This is a genomic window from Nocardioides potassii (assembly GCF_021648885.1).
GTDB lineage: Bacteria > Actinomycetota > Actinomycetes > Propionibacteriales > Nocardioidaceae > Nocardioides > Nocardioides potassii.
Genome location: NZ_JAKJHZ010000003.1, coordinates 147004 through 164739, shown reverse-complemented (window position 1 = coordinate 164739; position 17736 = coordinate 147004). Strand labels below are relative to the sequence as shown.

The 17736-nt window shown below is 67.2% G+C and carries 12 protein-coding genes; 4 read left to right on the top strand and 8 right to left on the bottom strand.

Features of this window, described 5'->3' with window-relative positions:
* Positions 1-4: 4 nt before the first annotated feature.
* On the bottom strand, positions 5-2749 hold the full coding sequence (locus L2K70_RS02270; protein WP_236398386.1) for a hypothetical protein: 2745 nt from the start codon (positions 2747-2749) through the stop codon (positions 5-7).
* Positions 2742-6008 (bottom strand): UvrD-helicase domain-containing protein, encoded by a 3267-nt coding sequence (locus tag L2K70_RS02265; protein WP_236398385.1) that lies wholly within the window; start codon positions 6006-6008, stop codon positions 2742-2744. The genes L2K70_RS02270 and L2K70_RS02265 overlap by 8 nt, the downstream gene beginning before the upstream one ends.
* Positions 6009-6184: 176 nt before the next feature.
* Between L2K70_RS02265 and L2K70_RS02260 the strand changes: the two genes are divergently transcribed.
* From L2K70_RS02260 to L2K70_RS02250, 3 genes are all read left to right on the top strand, one after another.
* Entirely contained in the window at positions 6185-7330 is a 1146-nt protein-coding gene (locus L2K70_RS02260) for a sigma-70 family RNA polymerase sigma factor (RefSeq protein WP_236398381.1), read from the top strand.
* 90 nt (positions 7331-7420) lie between these two features.
* Positions 7421-7804: a very short patch repair endonuclease gene (locus tag L2K70_RS02255; protein ID WP_236398377.1), complete on the top strand. Its 384-nt coding sequence runs from the start codon at positions 7421-7423 to the stop codon at positions 7802-7804.
* 18 nt (positions 7805-7822) lie between these two features.
* On the top strand, positions 7823-8800 hold the full coding sequence (locus L2K70_RS02250; protein ID WP_236398375.1) for a hypothetical protein: 978 nt from the start codon (positions 7823-7825) through the stop codon (positions 8798-8800).
* 27 nt (positions 8801-8827) lie between these two features.
* Here L2K70_RS02250 and dcm read toward each other — a convergent pair whose 3' ends face one another.
* From dcm to nrdR, 3 genes are all read right to left on the bottom strand, one after another.
* Positions 8828-11287: a DNA (cytosine-5-)-methyltransferase gene (gene dcm / locus L2K70_RS02245; protein ID WP_236398372.1), complete on the bottom strand. Its 2460-nt coding sequence runs from the start codon at positions 11285-11287 to the stop codon at positions 8828-8830.
* A gap of 104 nt (positions 11288-11391) precedes the next feature.
* Complete coding sequence (locus tag L2K70_RS02240; RefSeq protein WP_236398370.1) at positions 11392-14301, bottom strand: vitamin B12-dependent ribonucleotide reductase; 2910 nt, start codon at positions 14299-14301, stop codon at positions 11392-11394.
* 110 nt (positions 14302-14411) lie between these two features.
* Positions 14412-14888 carry a transcriptional regulator NrdR gene (gene nrdR / locus L2K70_RS02235; RefSeq protein WP_236398367.1) on the bottom strand — a complete coding sequence of 159 codons (477 nt, stop codon included), beginning with the start codon at positions 14886-14888 and terminating at the stop codon, positions 14412-14414.
* A gap of 348 nt (positions 14889-15236) precedes the next feature.
* On the opposite strand from nrdR, the gene L2K70_RS02230 reads away from it, so the two are divergent.
* Positions 15237-15575, top strand: a complete 339-nt coding sequence (locus L2K70_RS02230; protein ID WP_236398365.1) for a hypothetical protein — start codon at positions 15237-15239, stop codon at positions 15573-15575.
* A gap of 44 nt (positions 15576-15619) precedes the next feature.
* Here the strand turns inward: L2K70_RS02230 and L2K70_RS02225 are convergent, their stop codons facing one another.
* The 3 genes from L2K70_RS02225 to L2K70_RS02215 form a co-directional block, all read right to left on the bottom strand.
* Entirely contained in the window at positions 15620-16393 is a 774-nt protein-coding gene (locus tag L2K70_RS02225; RefSeq protein WP_236398363.1) for a PKD domain-containing protein, read from the bottom strand.
* Positions 16394-16422: 29 nt separating this feature from the next.
* Positions 16423-16938 carry a hypothetical protein gene (locus tag L2K70_RS02220; protein WP_236398361.1) on the bottom strand — a complete coding sequence of 172 codons (516 nt, stop codon included), beginning with the start codon at positions 16936-16938 and terminating at the stop codon, positions 16423-16425.
* Between the two features lie 248 nt (positions 16939-17186).
* Positions 17187-17537, bottom strand: coding sequence for a LysM peptidoglycan-binding domain-containing protein (locus tag L2K70_RS02215; RefSeq protein ID WP_236398359.1), 351 nt, complete (start codon positions 17535-17537; stop codon positions 17187-17189).
* Positions 17538-17736 lie beyond the last annotated feature (199 nt).

The following is a 17736-nucleotide window of genomic DNA, read 5'->3' as shown; positions in this document are numbered from 1 at the left end:
GTCGTCACTTCTCGTCCCTGGGGTCGCGCCACTCCAGGCAGCGGGACTGGACCGGGCAGGCTGCGCACACCTCGGCCTTCTCGGCACGCGGAGGCAGCAGGTTCGGTTTCGGCGGCGCCACCTCGAGCTCGTCCGCCGGGAGGCCGTCCTTAGCCATCTGGTAGGCGGCGTCCAACGCACTACTGCCGTTCTTGGTCCCCTTGAGGGTCAACAGCCACTGCGGCCTGGCGCCACCCTGCTTGACGACGCGCTTGTCATAGCTGCTGGTCTGCTGGCCGTTGGTGAGGTGGGGCCACAACAACTTGCCCGTCGCCTGAGCCGCCAGGAACGGTGCGCCCTCGACCTCCAGCGCTCCGACGACGTTGCCGTAGAGCATGGACTGCAGGTGGCTGGGCCCGAAGGACGCCGTCGGACCCATGGCCCACTGGATCGCGAAGCGGCGAGGGCAGGCTCGGGACGCGGCAGCTGCGGAGGCGTGTATCGAGTCCACAGCAGCGACGAGGGTCTCCTCTTCCTCGTCGGGCTCACTCGGCTCGGGTCGCTCCCGGTCGGCGACTCGCTCTGCCGGGCTGGGGCCTGGGACGACAGCCACACCGCCGGCCACTTGCTTCACAGCATCAGTGGAGTGCGGCTCTGTCAGGAGCGAGACGATGGGCGACAGGCGTCGACGCTCTCCTCCCGCGTCTGACACCCAGCTCACCGTGAGCGTTCCCTCCGGACCGACCCCGTCGAGCGCCAACCAGAACAGGTAGAGGTCGCTCAGACCCGCCGTGTGGGCTCGGGTCTCGAGCAGACCCGCAGTGACCGGCTCGACGGCGTCGTCAGTCGAGGCGCGGAGGTCATCGAGCGTGAACGGCCATCCGACCGGCTGTGCTGCCGCCGGGAAGGCGTCCTCGGCCATGTTGGCGAGGTGCAGGTCCTTCTCCGCCCTGCTGAGGCCGAGGGCGTCCAGGCCGCGCAGCTTGGTCACCTTGGTGGCGGCCGGGTCGTCTTCCCCCTTTCCCTCGAGCTCCAGGTTCCGCCCGAGGATCATGGCGACGACGTCGACGAGCCCGACCACGTCGATCTCCTCATCCGTGAGGACACCCAGGCCGCGCAGCTTGGCATCGACGGCGCGGGCTTCGTCCTGGGGTAGCCGGCGGAGGGCCTGGTCCAATCGATGTCGTACGGATCGGAGGTGGTCGCCGAGGACGACTCGCTCGTGCGCAGTGGTCTCGGCCAGGAGCTGCACCACCGAGACCACGGTCGTGCGCACCCTCGCTGCGTCGTCGGCCGAGAGGTCCGCCCAGGGCACGAGGCGGGTGGGGTTCAGGACGGCCTTCTCGATGCGGGTGACGTCGTCGTCCGCGTCCTGCCGAGCGCCACGTGGGGCCACGCGACCCGTGACTGCGTCCACGAGCTGGCTGGCGCGCCCCACCCATTCGTCGCCCGAACGGCAGTCCGCAAAGTAGGGCAGCGCCCGACGGACGAGCGGCGGGCGTGCACCGATGCCTGCGACGACGTCGAGGTATCCGCTGGCGACAATGTCGAGCAGGGCCTCCGGGCTCAGCCGGAAGGTGACCTCCCCCTCGTCATCCTGGGTGATGCACCCGTGCAAGGCGAGCAGGAAGCTGCCGATGGGGAGCTGCGACAGACTCGGTGCGGGCGTGTCGCCGACTGCGGCCGGCTCGCCCTCCCGACCCAACCGGCCCGCGTACCTCTCGACCTGCTCGGCAGCGGCTGCGTAGCGGGCTGGCGCCTCCTGGCCGTCCGCTGTCTCGGCGCGCCAGAGCCGTACGAGCTCTGCAGGGCTGTGGCACTCCACCACACGCACCGCGTCGGGTGCTCCGGGCTCCGCACCGGTCAGCACGTCGCGGAAAGCGCGAGCAGCAGGTGTCGCCTCGTGCCCCACGTCTACCCGGGTTGGTGTTGGCATCTGCCACTCTGATCGGAAGAAGTAGCGCCAGGTGGAGAACGCCGGGTTGTCACCGTCGTCGTGCACGACGAAGACCTGCTCGACGCTGGGGACACGGGCGAGCGCCTGGAAGAAGGCCCACTGGACAGGGTTGTAGAAGTAGAAGCCGTGGTGCACGATCGTGCGGCGGTCGGTGCGGCCGAGTGCTTTCTCGAGGGCGCTGACGATCCGTGCCACCAGCCCTCGTGCCTCGGGCGTCGACTGTGCGTCCAGGTCGTCGAGGTCAACCCAGAGCAGATCTCGGGGTGCGCCCAGGGACGGCACGTCCACCTCGGCCTGTGCCCATGCCCGTGCGGCGAGACGGGCGGCTGGGTCGTCCAAGCGGAGCGACTGGGGTCGCACGCCTGCCGCGACGAGAGCGTGGACGGTGGTGGCGTACTGCCTGCGTGACGCGAGCAACGCCCGGCCGACTCGGTCGTTGGCGTGCTCCCGCACGAAGCGGCGTAGGGAGTCGTCCACCTGGATACCCGTGCGAAGGCGGCGGCCGGACGCCTCTTCCTGCCAAGCCCTGATGCGCGACCGGTGGGCACCCGGGCTGGAAGCGAACAGTCCCGGGCCCGGGAACTCCTCAAGGCCCAGGCTCATCTCGCCCGGGAGTCCGGGGAGCGTGACCAGGTCGATCAGCGTCGCGATCGGGAACGCCAGCGTCCCGCCATCCTTGATGGCCGCAGCGAGCGTGGTCGTCGCCGTGACGTGGTCGACGTCGTCCCACCCGCGTCCGACCTCCTTCTGAAGGGCTTGGTCGATCTGCTCGACGGAGACGCCGGGAAGCGCGAGAGCGCGCACGTCACCCATGTCCGCCTCCCATGAGGAGAAGGTCCGACCATCGCGTCGGCCTGCCAGCCGCGGCTGTCGCTCGGTGGTCCACCAGCAGCACGAGCTCTTCCTTGGCGCGGGTCATGGCCACGTAGAGCAACCGCGCTTCCTCACGCGCGGTGTCGACCTCGTCCGTGCCCCAGTCGGCGAGCTGCCGAGCCAGCGGGACGTTGCTGTAGTCAGTCTCGGTCCGGCCCTTGAGGTGCCACCGCCACAGCAGCCGGACCTTTTCGTCCTTGGGCCGGAGCACGGCTGTGCGCGTCTCGACGCTCCGCGGTGGGCCGAAGATGCGATCGGTCGAGGGCACGACCACCCGGTCGTACTCCAGGCCCTTTGCCTTGTGCACGGTCAACGCCACGATGGTGCCTTCGGTCTGCGGGTCTGGCTCGTCCTCACGGTGGTTGGTGGCGATCTGGAGGCGGATCCACGTCAGCAGGCTCTCAAGGCTCAGCGGCCCGTCCTGGAACTGTCCGTCGAGGAGCGTCAGCAGGTGGTCGAGACAGCGGCCGTAGCGTGGGCGCTCGGTCTTGTCGTCGTCAATCGGCAGGGAGCAGGCCTCGGGAGCGAAGACGCTGACGCACTCGACCACCCATTCCAGCACCGGCGTGGTCGACAGGGCGGTGCCCAGCAACTGGAGCCGGTCACGCAGCGACCGCAGGTCGTCCCGCAGGAAGCTGCCGTGCTTGGCGAGCTCGGCGAAGCGGGTCTGCCACGCTGCAGGGACCGGGAGCCCACGGCCCCACTCCTCCTCGAGGCCAGCCGGAGCCTGGTCGCCGAGGATCCCGGCGGCCCACCGCGTCTCGCAGAGCTCGAGCAGGGCGGCGGCGTCGTCCGGGTCGGCCACGGCATCGAGCAAGACTCGGAGCTCCCTCACGGCCGGGGTGGTCCAGAAGCTGCCACCCACCCGGAGCTCGCACGGCAGCTCGAGCTTGCGCACCGCTTTCTGGACCGCGATGGCTTGCCAGTTCTCGCGGCACAGGATGCCGATCGAGTCGTCTGGCTCAAGCACCTGCCAGCGCGCGACCATGGCGGCGGCCTCCTCGGCGAAGTCCTTGGCGGCGATTTCCTCGATGGTCGCGCGTCGGCTCGTGTCGCGGTCGCGGTGGCGTGGCCGCAACCGGTCACCGAGCTCGTAGGGCAGCAGGTCTTGGTGACCCCACGCCATGAACCACGGGTGCAGCGAGTCGAGCAGGATCTCCCCCGACCTGAAGTTCCTCGTGAGGTCGTACGCCCGTGCGGGCGCGAGGTCGCGCGACTTGTACCGGTCCTCCAGCTCCTCGAATGCGTTGCCCTCGGCTCCGCGAAACCGGTAGATGCCCTGCTTGACGTCACCGACCACGAAGAGTCGCGCTCCGAGGCGCTCGCGGACATCGAGGACGAGCTCCATCTGAGCGGCGTCGGTGTCCTGGAACTCGTCGACGAACAGGTGTCGGTAGCGCCGGACCTGCGTCTGGTCGTCGGCGTTGAGCACCACGGTGGCCGCCGGAACGAGCGCGTTCGTCGGCAGGGTCTGGTCACGCACGTACGTGACAGAGAGGCTGGCCGCGGCCGCCACCACGACCGACCTCGTCAGGTCAACGACGGCCGCACCGACGGCTCCGTCGGGCGATGACCCCCAGTCGACGTCGTCAACGCCAGATGCCCCCGCGACGCCGAGCAAATCGACTCCGTTGTTCTCCAGCGCTTCCCAGACGGCAAGCACGTGCCGCTGCCACTCGTACGACGCCGGCACCTTTTCGTGGTGCTGGTTGATGAGCGTCACCAGCTGGTCGGAGAGCGCGCGCTGGACAGCGTCCTGCACCTCGAGGGTGCGGCGCGCGACCCGAGTGTCTGGTCCGAGACCCACGGCACCTCCGCCACTCGCGATGATCCGCTTGGCGAAGGAGTGGATCGTGGTGATGTCCGCGCGTGCCAGCTGCAGCATCCACGCAAGCGCAGGCAGGGCGCACGACTGGCAGAGCCGCTGACGGAGCAGAAGGGTTCGCGCGATCCGGTGTCGCATCTCCGAGGCTGACTCGCGGGTGAAGGTGATCAGCGCGATCTCGTCGGCTCGTAGGTCGCGGGGCTCCTCACCCTTGCCGGCCGACAACCCGGCGCCCGTTGCGAGCAGGTAGACGATGCGCTCCGACATCGTCTCGGTCTTGCCGGTGCCGGCGCCGGCCTTCACGACCACGTCCTCGTCCGGGGGCGCGTGCACGACGCGGTACTGCGCATAGTTGATCCCACCGGCATCGTCCGCCGCGAGCAGTGCGCCTTCGACGTCGGCGGGGAGGTCGTCGATCCCGTCGCCGTCGACGATCCACGTGCCGGGCAGGTCGACGTCCTTGACCGTCGACCACTCGAGCAGGCGAGCATCCTGGTAGGCCTGGAGTCGCACGGCGTCGAGCGATGAGTCGAGACCACGATCCGCCACCACGAAGACGCGGATTCCGTATGCGATGAGCCCCAGAAGATCGTCGACCTCAACTTCATCGAGGCCGATCCGGAGGACGGAGTACCGGGGCGAGTGTGGCACGCCGAGCGAGCGTCGCAGCACGTCGAGGGCGAGTGCCGGCTCGTGCTCCAGCCACTGGTGAGGAAGCGGCGCCTCCGCGACAGGCGGGACGATCACCTCAGGTTGCTCTGCGACCCCAGCGCGCTTGCGTCGGAGTGTGCGCTCGATGGGGTACAGATCGGCCGGCTTGACCGGCGGCCCATCTCCCTCCTCGGGCAGGATCGGCTCCTCTCCGGCTATCACCTCAACAGGTGGTCCGGCGATCTCCTGCATCGCGGACACCGGCCACACCCAGGCGGCCACCTCCTGCCCACTCGCCCCGCGCCTCACCTCGTCGCTACCAACCTCGCGAAGATGGCCGACGTCGGTCTGCAGCCACCGTCCTGGAGTCGTCGCGGTAGGCGCCTCGTAGAGGACCACCCAGACAGGTGTGCCCGTGACGTCGTAGATCCGCACGTAGTCGGAGAAGACGGCTCTATCGATCCAGTGCTGGCTCTCCCCGGTCAGCGAGTCGACCGAGGCTCGGGAGCGACTCTTCACCTCCCAGAAGGCTGTCGCCCCAGCCTTGATGGCGGAGAAGTCAGGACTGCGTAGCCACTCGCCCGCCACCCTGGTCAGCGGCGCCTGTGAGCGCTCGGTGTTGCCGGTCGCCTCACCGAGAGGCGTCACGGCGTACCCGTCTGCCTCGAGCCAGGACCCCCATGCCAGCTCGCACCGACGCCACAGCGCGTCTTCGTCCAGCACCCCCGAAGTCCTCCCTGGCCGCGTCGTCGAGGCACGTGGAATCGTGCCTCCGACAGTCCTATCAAGAATCTGTGGACGAGCGCGGGACTTCTGAGAAGTCAGGACACGCCTGACGCGCGCGCTGCAGACTGATGTCGGTGGGCCGCTCTAACGTCGGCGGCCTCAAGGGGGTTCAGATGACACCGGACATCAGGCAGCAGCTGCTGGCCGCACTAGCGAGCCGCCTCGACGGGGCTTCGATCAAGCGCTCGGCGGTGGAGGAGGCGATCCTATCGGCCAGTGGCGGCGTCGGCTTGCGCGCGCACGTTGACCAGCTGCTCGCGGAGGCCGGCATCGAGGTCGTCGAGGACGTGGTGGTCGAGGTCGACCCGATGCCACCGGCCACTCAACCCGCGCCAGTTGTGGCCGTCGATCCCATCCAAGCGGCCCGGCGGCGGCTCGAGCTCGATCGCGGGCGGGCGCCCGATCGGCTGGCCAAGATCATTCTCAAGGCTGAAGAGGAGGTCGGCCTGACGCTGCTCGCCCGCCCAGACGGCGTACAGCTCGACGCGGGCGGTTTTGCCCACCTTGAGGGCGAGGCCAAGGAGGCCGCCGACGCCATGGTCCTGCACAACATGGGACTTATCCACTCGGTTGCCCAGCGACTTGGCGGCCAGGGTCTCGAATACGACGACCTCGTCGCCAGCGGCATCCCCGGCCTTGTCCGCGCCGTCGAGAAGTTCGACCCTTACCGCGGCCTGAAGTTCTCCACGTACGCGATGCACTGGGTGCGGCAGAGCATCACTCGCGCCATCGACAACGAGGGCAGGGTGGTCCGGCTCCCGGTGCACGTCATCGAATCGATCCGACAGGTGAAGGCTGCGCAGGAACGGCTCACGGTCGACGGGAAGATGCCTGCGTGGTCCGAGATCGCCAAGGCCTGCCACATGTCGGTCGACCGGGTTGAAGAGCTGCTCATGCTGGCGCCGGCTGTGGTCTCGCTCGACAAGCCGGTCGGCAACGACGGCATCACGCTCGGCGATCTCGTGGATCGCCCAGTCCGTCGCGAGCCGGTGGAGGTTCACGGCATGGACGGAGATGATCTCCAACCGTTGCTGGACTGCCTGGTGGAGCGTGAGGCCGACATCCTGCGACGCCGCCACGGGCTTCCGCCGTACGACGACTCGGCGACGCTCGACGACATCGGCAAGGTCTACGGCGTGACGCGTGAGCGCATCCGCCAGATAGAGACCAAAGCCATGAAGAACATCCGGAAGGTTCTGGGGGTCGAGGACCCGAAGAAGGCCACCGCGGAAGCGCAGGAGTCGCAAGAGGCATCGTGACTTGATCCGAACCGGTAGCGGTGATCGAGTGGTGAGATGACCGCAGCCGAGCCGGGGCGAGTGTCCCCTGGGGTGCCCCTGTCTCGGAAGATGTCGACACTTGCTCGTCGCGACACCAAGCCCGAGCTCGACCTCCGGCGCGAGCTCCACCGGCGCGGCATGCGCTACCGGGTCCAGGTCAAGGTTCCAGGAAACAACCGCCGGACGATTGACATCGCCTTCACTCGCGTACGGCTCGCGGTCTACGTCGACGGTTGCTTCTGGCACGGCTGTCCCGAGCACCACGTTCGCCCTCGCGCCAACAGCGAGTGGTGGCAGTGGAAGATCGAGCGCAACCAAGCACGCGACGCCGACACCGACCGCGAACTGGCAGAGGCGGGTTGGGAGGTGCTTCGGATCTGGGAGCACGAGCCTCCTGGTTTGGCTGCGGACGCGGTCCAAGGTGCATACGGTGAGCTCGTCCAAGCCCGGTAAGCACACCCAGGAGATCCCATGCCCCGCCCCGACATTGCCTGGGGCACCAACGTTGAGCTCAGGGAAGGGCATTGGGCGTGGCGGCACGACATCAGGGCACAAGTCGTCAATCCAGACATCGACGGATTACTCACCGCTTGTTTGCTCCACCACCTCAAGGGCTGGCCGGTTGCCGGCTTCTACGACACCCAGCGCCTTTTGATGGACCCGGCGCAGGCCCTGCCCATGAACTTGGACGAGGTGATCTGGGTGGACGTCGACATGTGCTGGCCTGGGGCGCGGAGCTTGAGCCAGCATGTGGTGCTCGATGCGCCATCGGACGCCACTGCCGTGGATGCCTACGCAGATACGGTCAATCCGAGTCTCCTCAGCGGACACGCCCGTCGCCACAACTACACCGCGAAGTATCCGTTCGGGACGTTCCAGTGGGCATGGTGGTTGATAGGTCGCCGCGCACTCCCAGATATGCCTGACCCCGGCGACCTCGTCATGACGGGGCTCGCATGGATGCCCGATGGAGGATTCCAGAGCGTCGAGACGGTCTGGCGCGACAACTGCGTTGGATGGGCAACGCAGCGCATGCCGGGGAGCATCCTCGCCCCGCTCGCGACCACTGACCCGAGCCGAGCCCGCGCGGCCGTCGCCTTTGCCGAGTCAGAGCTTCGCCGACGCAGCGGCGTCGATCGTGGCTGGCGGAACCACCAGTTCACTTTGACTCGCGGGTCGGGCAACGGTCCCGTGATGAACATGTCGTGGGACGAGGCGCCGGGGGCACTGCAGGCACTCTGCGACGCGATCACAGGCATCTATGGATGGCGCCGTCTGGTGCTGCCGTCCTCTTACGACGTCCACGAGGGTCGTTGGCGGACCGGAGACCGGGCTCCTGACGGCTGGCCGTTGTCCGCGAATCGTCGCGAGGTTGTTTCGCTGGCCGTGACGTCCAAGAGTCAATTCTGCTGGACGGAACCAGGATCTCTGACCGCCGCCATCGAGTAGTCGTCAGCGCCTGGGCCGGACGCTGTGTCACCAGTCGTGTGAAGCGACTATCCACTCGCCGGCACGTTCTAGATCAATCTGGTACTTGTCACCGCGCGGCTGGCCACCAGGCTGCGGCGGCTGCGACCAGACTCGAATGACTCCACCCTTCAGCGCCGACTGCCACCCATCTCTGTCGAAGTAGAGGACACGAAGCCCGCTCACGATCGCCTCGCTCTTCAACCTTCGGTTGAATGCAGCAGGCTTCTTTCGTGCACCGGGCACCTTGCCGTACCTGAGCCTCTCGGCTTTGAGCCACTCACCGAACTCCTCGTCAAACTCCATAGCGGCTGCGAGCACGATCAGACCGACACCACCGTGTCGCCTGAGCACCCAGTCCGTCGCCGCCTTGTCGTTGAGAATCGTCATCCGTACATCAGGATTGTGAACCTTGAGGTCCCATACGTGGTCAGCGCTGAGGTCCAGGACGACGCGCGGATTGTTTGTCGGCGCGGCGGAGCCGCCCAACCTAGCCATGAGGGGGCCGAGGGTGCAGAACTCGAAGTAGAACCCGGGCCACTCGCTCTTCGCCCAGTCAGCCGACTCTGCTTCACGCATCTCTGTCACCGCCTCCCGGCCGCGCACGTGATGGGGCGTGTGAGCGACCACGACGTCGCGAATGACCTCTGCTTCTTCGACCGGCGTTCGGCGAGTCGTTTTGGCGCTCTGTCTGCCTACTGCTTCCTCCATGACGCGCAGGAGTTGATTGAGACCGGACAGAGTCACCGTCGCGCCTGTCGACGAGTGCTCCGCCTCCCACAAGTGCCCGTTCGACGTGACGAGATGCTCCGCTAGGCGAGGTTTGCTAAGGCACAGGACCGAATCGCCGTGGCCCAGGTACTTCGCACAGTTGACGAGAACCCGCTTCCGCTCAGTGCTCCCAGGACCAAGATCCTCGGGCTGACCGCCGACCAGCGCAGTCAGTCGGTTCACGGCTTCTAGCTTGTCCCGGGCGGGCACAAACCCATCGACAGCAGTGCGATCTGACTCGAGTTCGCTGACATCCTGAAGCGCGTTGCCCACGCGCTCGAATCGACTGTCCGGAGACTCGCCAGCAAGTTCCACTGCTCTCACGAGCATGCTTGGGAGCTCGTCTCGATGCGCGAGGACGTACTTGCGGAAGACATAAAACGCGGCTCCGACATTCACGCCGTTCCCCATCTGCTTGTAGGAGGCGGCATCTCGTTGCGCAACCGGGTTCTCGACCCCTGGCACCTTCCTGGCGAACTCGAACGAGTCCGGAAGCCCCTGCAGCCGGGCGGTCTCGCGAGGGGTGAGGCGGCGCCGGTTGCCCATGATCGACGTCTGTGTGATGGCAACTAGGGCGGGTACATAATCGGGCCGCTTGGCGCGGATGCCCGAGGGCCGGAAGTGCATGATCGTCTCGGCCAGCGGTCGGTGCGGGCCGGCCTGCCACTCGAACTTGCGGCGTGAGGGCGGGAAGGCGTCGAGCTGCATCCGGAAGGTGTCGAGCACGTCTCGGTGGCGGTCGTAGAACTCGGCGTTCTTGAGCAGGAAATTCGTCTTCCAGGCCGGGAATGGCGCGCCCTTGGCGGCCGCGATGTCGATCAGGTCGGTCGCCGCTTCTAGAGTCCGCCACTCATCTGCCCAGATCGGGAAGCCAGGCAGCCGCTCGTCAGGCCCCAACCGCTCCGCGACGGCGGTCAAGAGACGGTCCCAGGTGTCGATCATCTTCACCTCGGCACTGTCGAGCCAGTAACGCTCGTCCACCTCCGAGTCGGGCTGAAGGGGTAGATCTCGCTGCAGGTCCCACTGGTCCTTGCGCCACTCGAGGTCGAGTGACCTGGGCGAGACGATCGGGTCGTCGAAGTTTGCGGGATCTTGTGACGTCTCGACCCCAACGTAGTGAGCCAGGATGAAGACGCGCTCGCGGACCTGGGGTCTGCCGCCGAGGTGCCGCGGGAGGAGGTGCGGGGAGAACACAGCGGGCTCGCTCGCGGTGCGGTAGCCGAGCTCGCGAAGCGTGCGCACGATTGTCTTGAACGTCGTGTCCCGGTGGCGCGGGCCGGCGAGATTTCGGACGTTCTCCAGCATCACGACGGAGGGACGGCGCTCAGGGTCCTCCAGGATCTTGGCAATGTTCCAGAAGAGGGTGCCGCGGGTCTCGTCCATCCCGCGCTGGAAGCCGCTCTTGGAGAACGGCTGGCACGGGAAACCCGCGGCTAGCACGTCCGCGTGCGGGACACGTACCTCGGGGTCAGTCAGCGCGACGATGTCCCCGCTCACGCCGAACGACTTCACGCCGGGCGGGAGCGGAGCCCCCGCCTCGCGTAGTGGCCGCAGCCAGTTATGGTCGTAGACCGCTGCAGCATCGGGATCGATCTCGCTCGCGAAGGCCCACTGCCCACCCGCGGCGTGCAGCGCTGCGTGGAAGCCACCGATGCCTGCGAACAGGTCACTGAAGGTGAACGAGGGTGTCGAGCTCATGTTCGAAGCCTAGGTCTCTCGTACGACATCGCGGCAGAGGTGATCGGCGTGTTGTGGACGAGGGCGGGCCGCTGATGCGGCCCGCCCTCGACGTGTCACTCAGGTCAGCTGCAGCCGCTGGTGGACCCGCAGCCCTCGCACACGTAGCACGAGCCGGCCGGGCGCATCTTCGTGCCGCAGGTCATGCAGAGCGGGGAGTCGACGGCGGTGCCGGTGAGCTTCTCGAAGAGCTCGGCGGTGGTCTTGGCCTCGCCGGTCGACACCTGGGCGGGGACCTCGCGGGCCTCGCTGCCGTGGGTGTCCTTGGTCTCGACCTCCTCGAGGTCACCGACCGACGCCGCCGGGGCCGGCGACGAAGGGGCCTCGACGAGCTCGGCGGCCGAGCCGGTCTCCTCGACGAGCGGCTCGTAGGAGCCGGTCTCGAGGTGGCGCTGGCGCTCCGCGGCGGAGTAGATGCCGAGCATCGAGCGCTCCTCGAAGGACAGGTAGTCCAGGGCGAGGCGGCGGAAGATGTAGTCCATGATCGACTGCGACATCCGCACGTCCGGGTCGTCGGTGAGGCCGGCGGGCTCGAAGCGCAGGTTGGTGAACTTCGAGACGTAGGTCTCCAGCGGGACGCCGTACTGCAGGCCGATCGACACCGCGATCGAGAAGGCGTCCATCACGCCGGCCAGGGTCGAGCCCTGCTTGCCGAGCTTGAGGAAGACCTCGCCGAGCTGGCCGTCGTCGTGGGCACCCGAGGTCATGTAGCCCTCGGCACCGCCGACGGTGAACGACGTCGTACGGGAGACGCGCGACTTCGGCAGGCGCTTGCGGACCGGGGCGTAGACGACCTTCTCGACGACCTTGGTCTCGACGGCCTCGGCCGAGTCGGAGGCGGCCTTGTCGGCGGCGTCCTTCTTGGCCTTGCCGCCACCGTCGGACAGCGGCTGGCCGACCTTGCAGTTGTCGCGGTAGATCGCGGTGGCCTTGAGGCCGAGCTTCCACGACTGGAGGTAGACGTCCTCGATCTCCTCGACCGTGGCCGACTCCGGCAGGTTGACCGTCTTGGAGATCGCGCCCGACAGGAACGGCTGCGCGGCAGCCATCATCCGCACGTGGCCCATCGGCTTGAGCGCGCGGGCGCCCATCGCGGTGTCGAAGATCTCGTAGTGCTCGGTCTTGAGGCCGGGGGCGTCGACGACGTGGCCGTGCTCGGAGATGTAGGCGACGATCGCCTCGATCTGCTCCTCCTGGTAGCCCAGCTTCTTCAGGGCCCGCGGGATCGTCTGGTTGACGATCTGCATCGAGCCGCCGCCGACGAGCTTCTTGAACTTCACCAGCGAGAAGTCGGGCTCGATGCCCGTCGTGTCGCAGTCCATCATGAAGCCGATGGTGCCGGTGGGCGCGAGGACCGAGGCCTGCGCGTTGCGGAAGCCGTTCTTCTCACCGAGCTTGATGACGTCGGCCCAGGCCTGCGTCGCGAGCTTGTGGACGCGGCCGTCCTCGGTGTGCAGGACGCGGACCACGTCGTTGGCCGCCTGGTGCTTGCGCATCACGCGCTTGTGGGCGTCGGCGTTGCGGGCGTAGCCCGTGTAGGGGCCGACGATGCCGGCGAGCTCGGCGCTGCGCTTGTACGACGTACCGGTCATGAGCGACGTGATCGCGGCAGCCATCGAGCGGCCGCCCTCGGAGTCGTACCCGAGGCCCATCGCCATCAGCAGCGCGCCGAGGTTGGCGTAGCCGATGCCGAGCTGGCGGTAGTCGACGGTGGTCTGGCCGATGGCCTCGGTCGGGAAGTCCGCGAAGCAGATCGAGATGTCCATCGCGGTGATGATGAACTCGACGGCCTTCTGGAAGAGGGCGGCGTCGAAGGTGTCGTCGTCCTTGAGGAACTTCAGCAGGTTGAGGCTGGCGAGGTTGCAGGACGAGTTGTCGAGCGACATGTACTCCGAGCACGGGTTGGACGCGGTGATGCGGCCGGTCTCCGGGTTGGTGTGCCAGTCGTTGATCGTGTCGTCGTACTGCAGGCCCGGGTCGGCGCACTCCCACGCGGCCTGGCTGATCTTGCGGAACAGGTCGCGCGCGTCGACGGTCTCGATGACCTCGCCGGTGCCGCGGGCCTTGAGGCCGAACGACGTGCCGTCCTCGACCGCGCGCATGAACTCGTCGGTCACGCGGACCGAGTTGTTGGCGTTCTGGTACTGGACAGAGGTGATGTCGGCGCCGCCGAGGTCCATGTCGAAGCCGGCGTCGCGGAGCGCGCGGATCTTGTCCTCCTCGCGCGCCTTGGTCATCACGAACTCCTCGATGTCCGGGTGGTCGACGTCGAGGACGACCATCTTGGCCGCACGACGCGTGGCGCCGCCCGACTTGATGGTGCCCGCGGAGGCGTCGGCGCCGCGCATGAAGGAGACCGGACCCGACGCCGTACCGCCGCTGGAGAGCAGCTCCTTGGACGAGCGGATGCGGGAGAGGTTGAGGCCGGCACCGGAGCCGCCCTTGAAGATGAAGCCCTCCTCCTTGTACCAGTTGAGGATCGAGTCCATCGAGTCGTCGACGCTGAGGATGAAGCAGGCCGAGACCTGCTGCGGGGACTGCGTGCCAACGTTGAACCACACGGGGGAGTTGAAGGAGAAGTACTGGTTCACGAGCAGCCAGGTCAGCTCGTGCTCGAAGATCTCCGCGTCGGCGTCGGTGGCGAAGTAGCCGTGGTCGGTGCCGGCCTTGGTGTACGTCTTCACGACCCGGTCGATGAGCTGCTTGAGGCTCCACTCACGGGCGTCGGTCCCGACCGCGCCACGGAAGTACTTCGTGGTGACGATCGTGGAGGCGTTGACGCTCCAGAAGTCGGGGAACTCCACGCCGCGCTGCTCGAAGACGGTCTCGCCGGTCTTCCAGTTCTGCTGCACGACGTCGCGACGCTCCCAGGTGATGGCGTCGTAGGGGTGCGTGCCCTTGGTGCTGAAGACGCGCTCCAGCTTGAGGCCCTTGCCCTTCGTCCTGGCAGCGCCGGTGCTCACCGTCTCGGTCATGGAGTTCCTCTATCCCTGGTGGTTGGTGAAACTGAAGATCGCGAGTCGTCTCGCGGCTGTTGGTGAGCCCGGCAGACCGCTTCCCCACGATCTGCCGGGCCGTATGGGGGTCAGCCCGTCGTGGCGGGCTGATCGTGGGTAGCGCGTTCGAGCCGCATGATCTCGATCTCGTTCTCGAAGTCGGCGGCCGACTCGAAGGCGCGGTAGACGCTCGCGAAGCGGAGGTAGGCCACCTCGTCGAGCGCGCGGAGCGGGGCGAGGATCGCGAGCCCGACCTCGTTGGCGTCGAACTCGGCCTGGCCGCTGAGGCGCAGCGCGTCCTCGACCTCCTGGCCCAGGCAGGCGAGCTGTGCGTCGGTGACCGGGCGGCCCTTGCAGGCCTTCCGGACCCCGGCGATCGCCTTGTCGCGGTTGAACGGCTCGGTGGCGCCGGAGCGCTTGAGCACGGTGAGCTGCATCTTCTCGACCGTCGTGAAACGGCGGTCGCACTCGGCACACGTACGGCGTCGGCGGATCGAGCCGCCGTCGTCGGCGACCCGGGAGTCGAGGACCTTGGTGTCCTCGTTCTTGCAGTAGGGACAGTGCATGGTGGTCCTCCCTCCGTACGCGTTTCGGGCGCGCTTGATACGCCCTGTGTCGGGTGTGAATGAGCTGTGGATAACCGGCTCCGGGGTGTGGGCGACGCCCTGTCCCTCTGTGAGCGAGCTGGGGATAACTACAGCGATGTAAGTACTAGATGTAGTGGTAACCCTAGGTCCCGACCACAACACTTGGCAAGAGAACGCCGCAGCTCATCGGATCAATTTCTGGTCGTAGGTAAAACCGCAGGTCAGCCCGCGTTATGCCCGGTACGGACCTCCTCCTGCGGGCGTGTCGGGGCGCTCGGACCGTGTGTTCCCCTCCCCCACTCAGGTCACATCCGTCACAATGAACCCGTGTCCAGGGGGAAGCGTGCGGGGTCGCGTCGTGGCACCGCTCCGCCCCGGACGCTGAACAAGGCGGCCCTCGCCATCGGCGCCGCGATCACCCTGTGCGTGGTGGCTTGGGGCTACCTCGTCTACGCCGCCATCGACTTCGGTACGGCGGCGCGCGGGGGCAGCTCGTCGGCGTGGTGGTTCATGGCGCTCGCCTGCCTCGGCGCGATCGCCTGCCTGTTCGTCGGGCTGCTGCTCGTGGGGCGGCTGCTCCGGGCGTTGGGGATCACGTCGCCGCCGTCCTCCCCTGATGCTCCCGCCGGGCCTCGGCCCGTTGGTGGCAAGCGCGCGGCTCGCTGACTGTGCGGTGATCCTGACGCGGATGTTGCGTCGTAATTACCGCGCTAGCGGAGGACGAGCTGGGGGCGCGCCTCGACGACCTCGAGGTCCTGGCCCTCGCCGGGGACCCAGATGGTCGACGGGATCTCCTCGGGCGGACCGCCATTGACGCTGAAGCTCGCCGCGCCGTACTGCGTGTCCACGCTGACCACCACCTTGTCCGTCACCCGCTCGTAGACATGGGAGACGTCGAGGTCGGGGTACGGCGCACCCGGGCTGGTCGTGGTCACCGAGGTCCCGTCGCCGAAGTTCCAGCGGTACGCGATGGGCTCGGCGGTCACGACGACGTGCGACCGCACCAGCGTCACGGGGATGCTCGTCGCCTCGGAGTTGTCGGTGTAGAAGTTCGTCTCAAGATTTACCAGCGTCTTGCCGCCCGGCGGCTGGACCACCAGCTCGGACGCCGGCCAGTCCAGGGTTTCGAACGCCCTCAGCACCAGGACGCGGATCGGCGGCGGGTCGCCGACCTTGCGCTCCTCGTCTGCGGTCAGGCAAGCGGTGCCGACGTTCACTCCGTCCCGGTAGAGCGTGTAGCGCGTGCCCGGCACCCCGGCCGCGGTCGTGCAGTCCTGCGGGTTGAAGCACGCGCCCTCGAGGGTGCGGCCGTCGTCCTTGCAGAGCTGCCGGACGGTCCAGGTGGCGGTCGGGTACTCGGTCTTCTGCTCTTCAATGTCCGCAGCCGACAGGAAGTGACACTCCTCGAACGCCGATCCAAAGTCGGCGCTCTCGTTGCAGTCGGCAGAGGCGGCCGGGCCGATAAGCGTGAGCAATGCAGCCACCATGGAAACCACGAGAACCCGACCAACGCTCATTGCGAAACCGCGCCCTTGTCGACCACGAGCCAGGAGTCACCCAACGTCTTAAGCGTCAGCAGATGCGCGCCGGGGCCACCAGCCAGCTTCTTAACCGCCCCGTTGCTTGACTCCTTGTACTCAGTAGGCCTGGAGACAACCTTTACGACATACTGGTTGTCCTGGAACTCTCGCTGAGTGATGCGCTTGATCTGCCACCCATCCCACTTCAGGTAGCCGCCAGCTTCGTATACGCGTTCAACGTTGTCCGCGAGCTCACTGCACGCCTTGCAGCCCTTCGACATCGCGCGGTACTCAGCCGTCTCGCCCGTGTTCTCCATCTGCGCCTCAACTGCTGCCCATTTCCGAATGAAGTCCTCCGCGCTCTCCGCATTTGGCGTCTCGGACTCGCTGGCTGTAGGCGACGGTGAGCTCGAGGTCGGTTCAGGGATCTTCGGCGTGGGATCGGGGTCGTCGGTGCAGCCCGCAAGCAGCAGGACGCCGGCCAGGGCGAGCGCGAGGCGTACGTGCATTGGTGTGCCTTCCCGAGACAACGTCAGCATGCTGAAACTACCCAAGGGAGCCGTTCGAAAAACAGTCCCTCGGCAAAGCCTGTGGAGAACCAGCGAACTGCGGAGATCCGGTCTCGATACGCCGCTCGTTCCTCGCGGCAACCCGACCAGCACGGAACAAATGTGCGAGGGGCGGGCCGCTGGGCCCGCCCCTCGTCTTCCCCTTGGTCCACCAGCCGGGGTCGAGTCGGCTGATGGAGGCCTCTGCGTCAGTCGGTGCGGACCGGGACGCGGAGCTTCTGGCCGGCTGCGAGGCCGGTGGAGTCGAGGGCGTTGAGCCGCTCGATCTCGTTCATCACGCCGCGGACGTCGCCGTCGGTCGCGATCTCGCTGGCGATGCCCCACAGCGTGTCGCCGGGCGCGACCTGGACGATCTCGGTGGGCGCAGGCTGGCCGGCCTCGCCGGTACCGACCGCGCCGCCGGCCAGCACGAACGCGGCAGCCAGAACGATCATCAGGGAGGTCAGGAACACCACGAGCCGACCGCGGCGGGTCAGGCGGACCGTCGAGCGGCGGGCGGTGGTGGAAACGAACGCGGGTGCAAGGCTGAGGGTGCTCATCGTGGCCTCCTGGGGAAGATCAGCCGGTGTGGACTTGGTGTTGATCCATGTCTAGACGGAGCCACCGACAGTGGGTCTGGAGCTACCGAACTGCGGCGGTCGATCAGACGTTCGATCGAACAGGTGTACGACGTTAGAGCACGTGTTCGAACAACGCAAGCACTCGATCGAACAACTGTTCGGCGTGTCGTATGACATC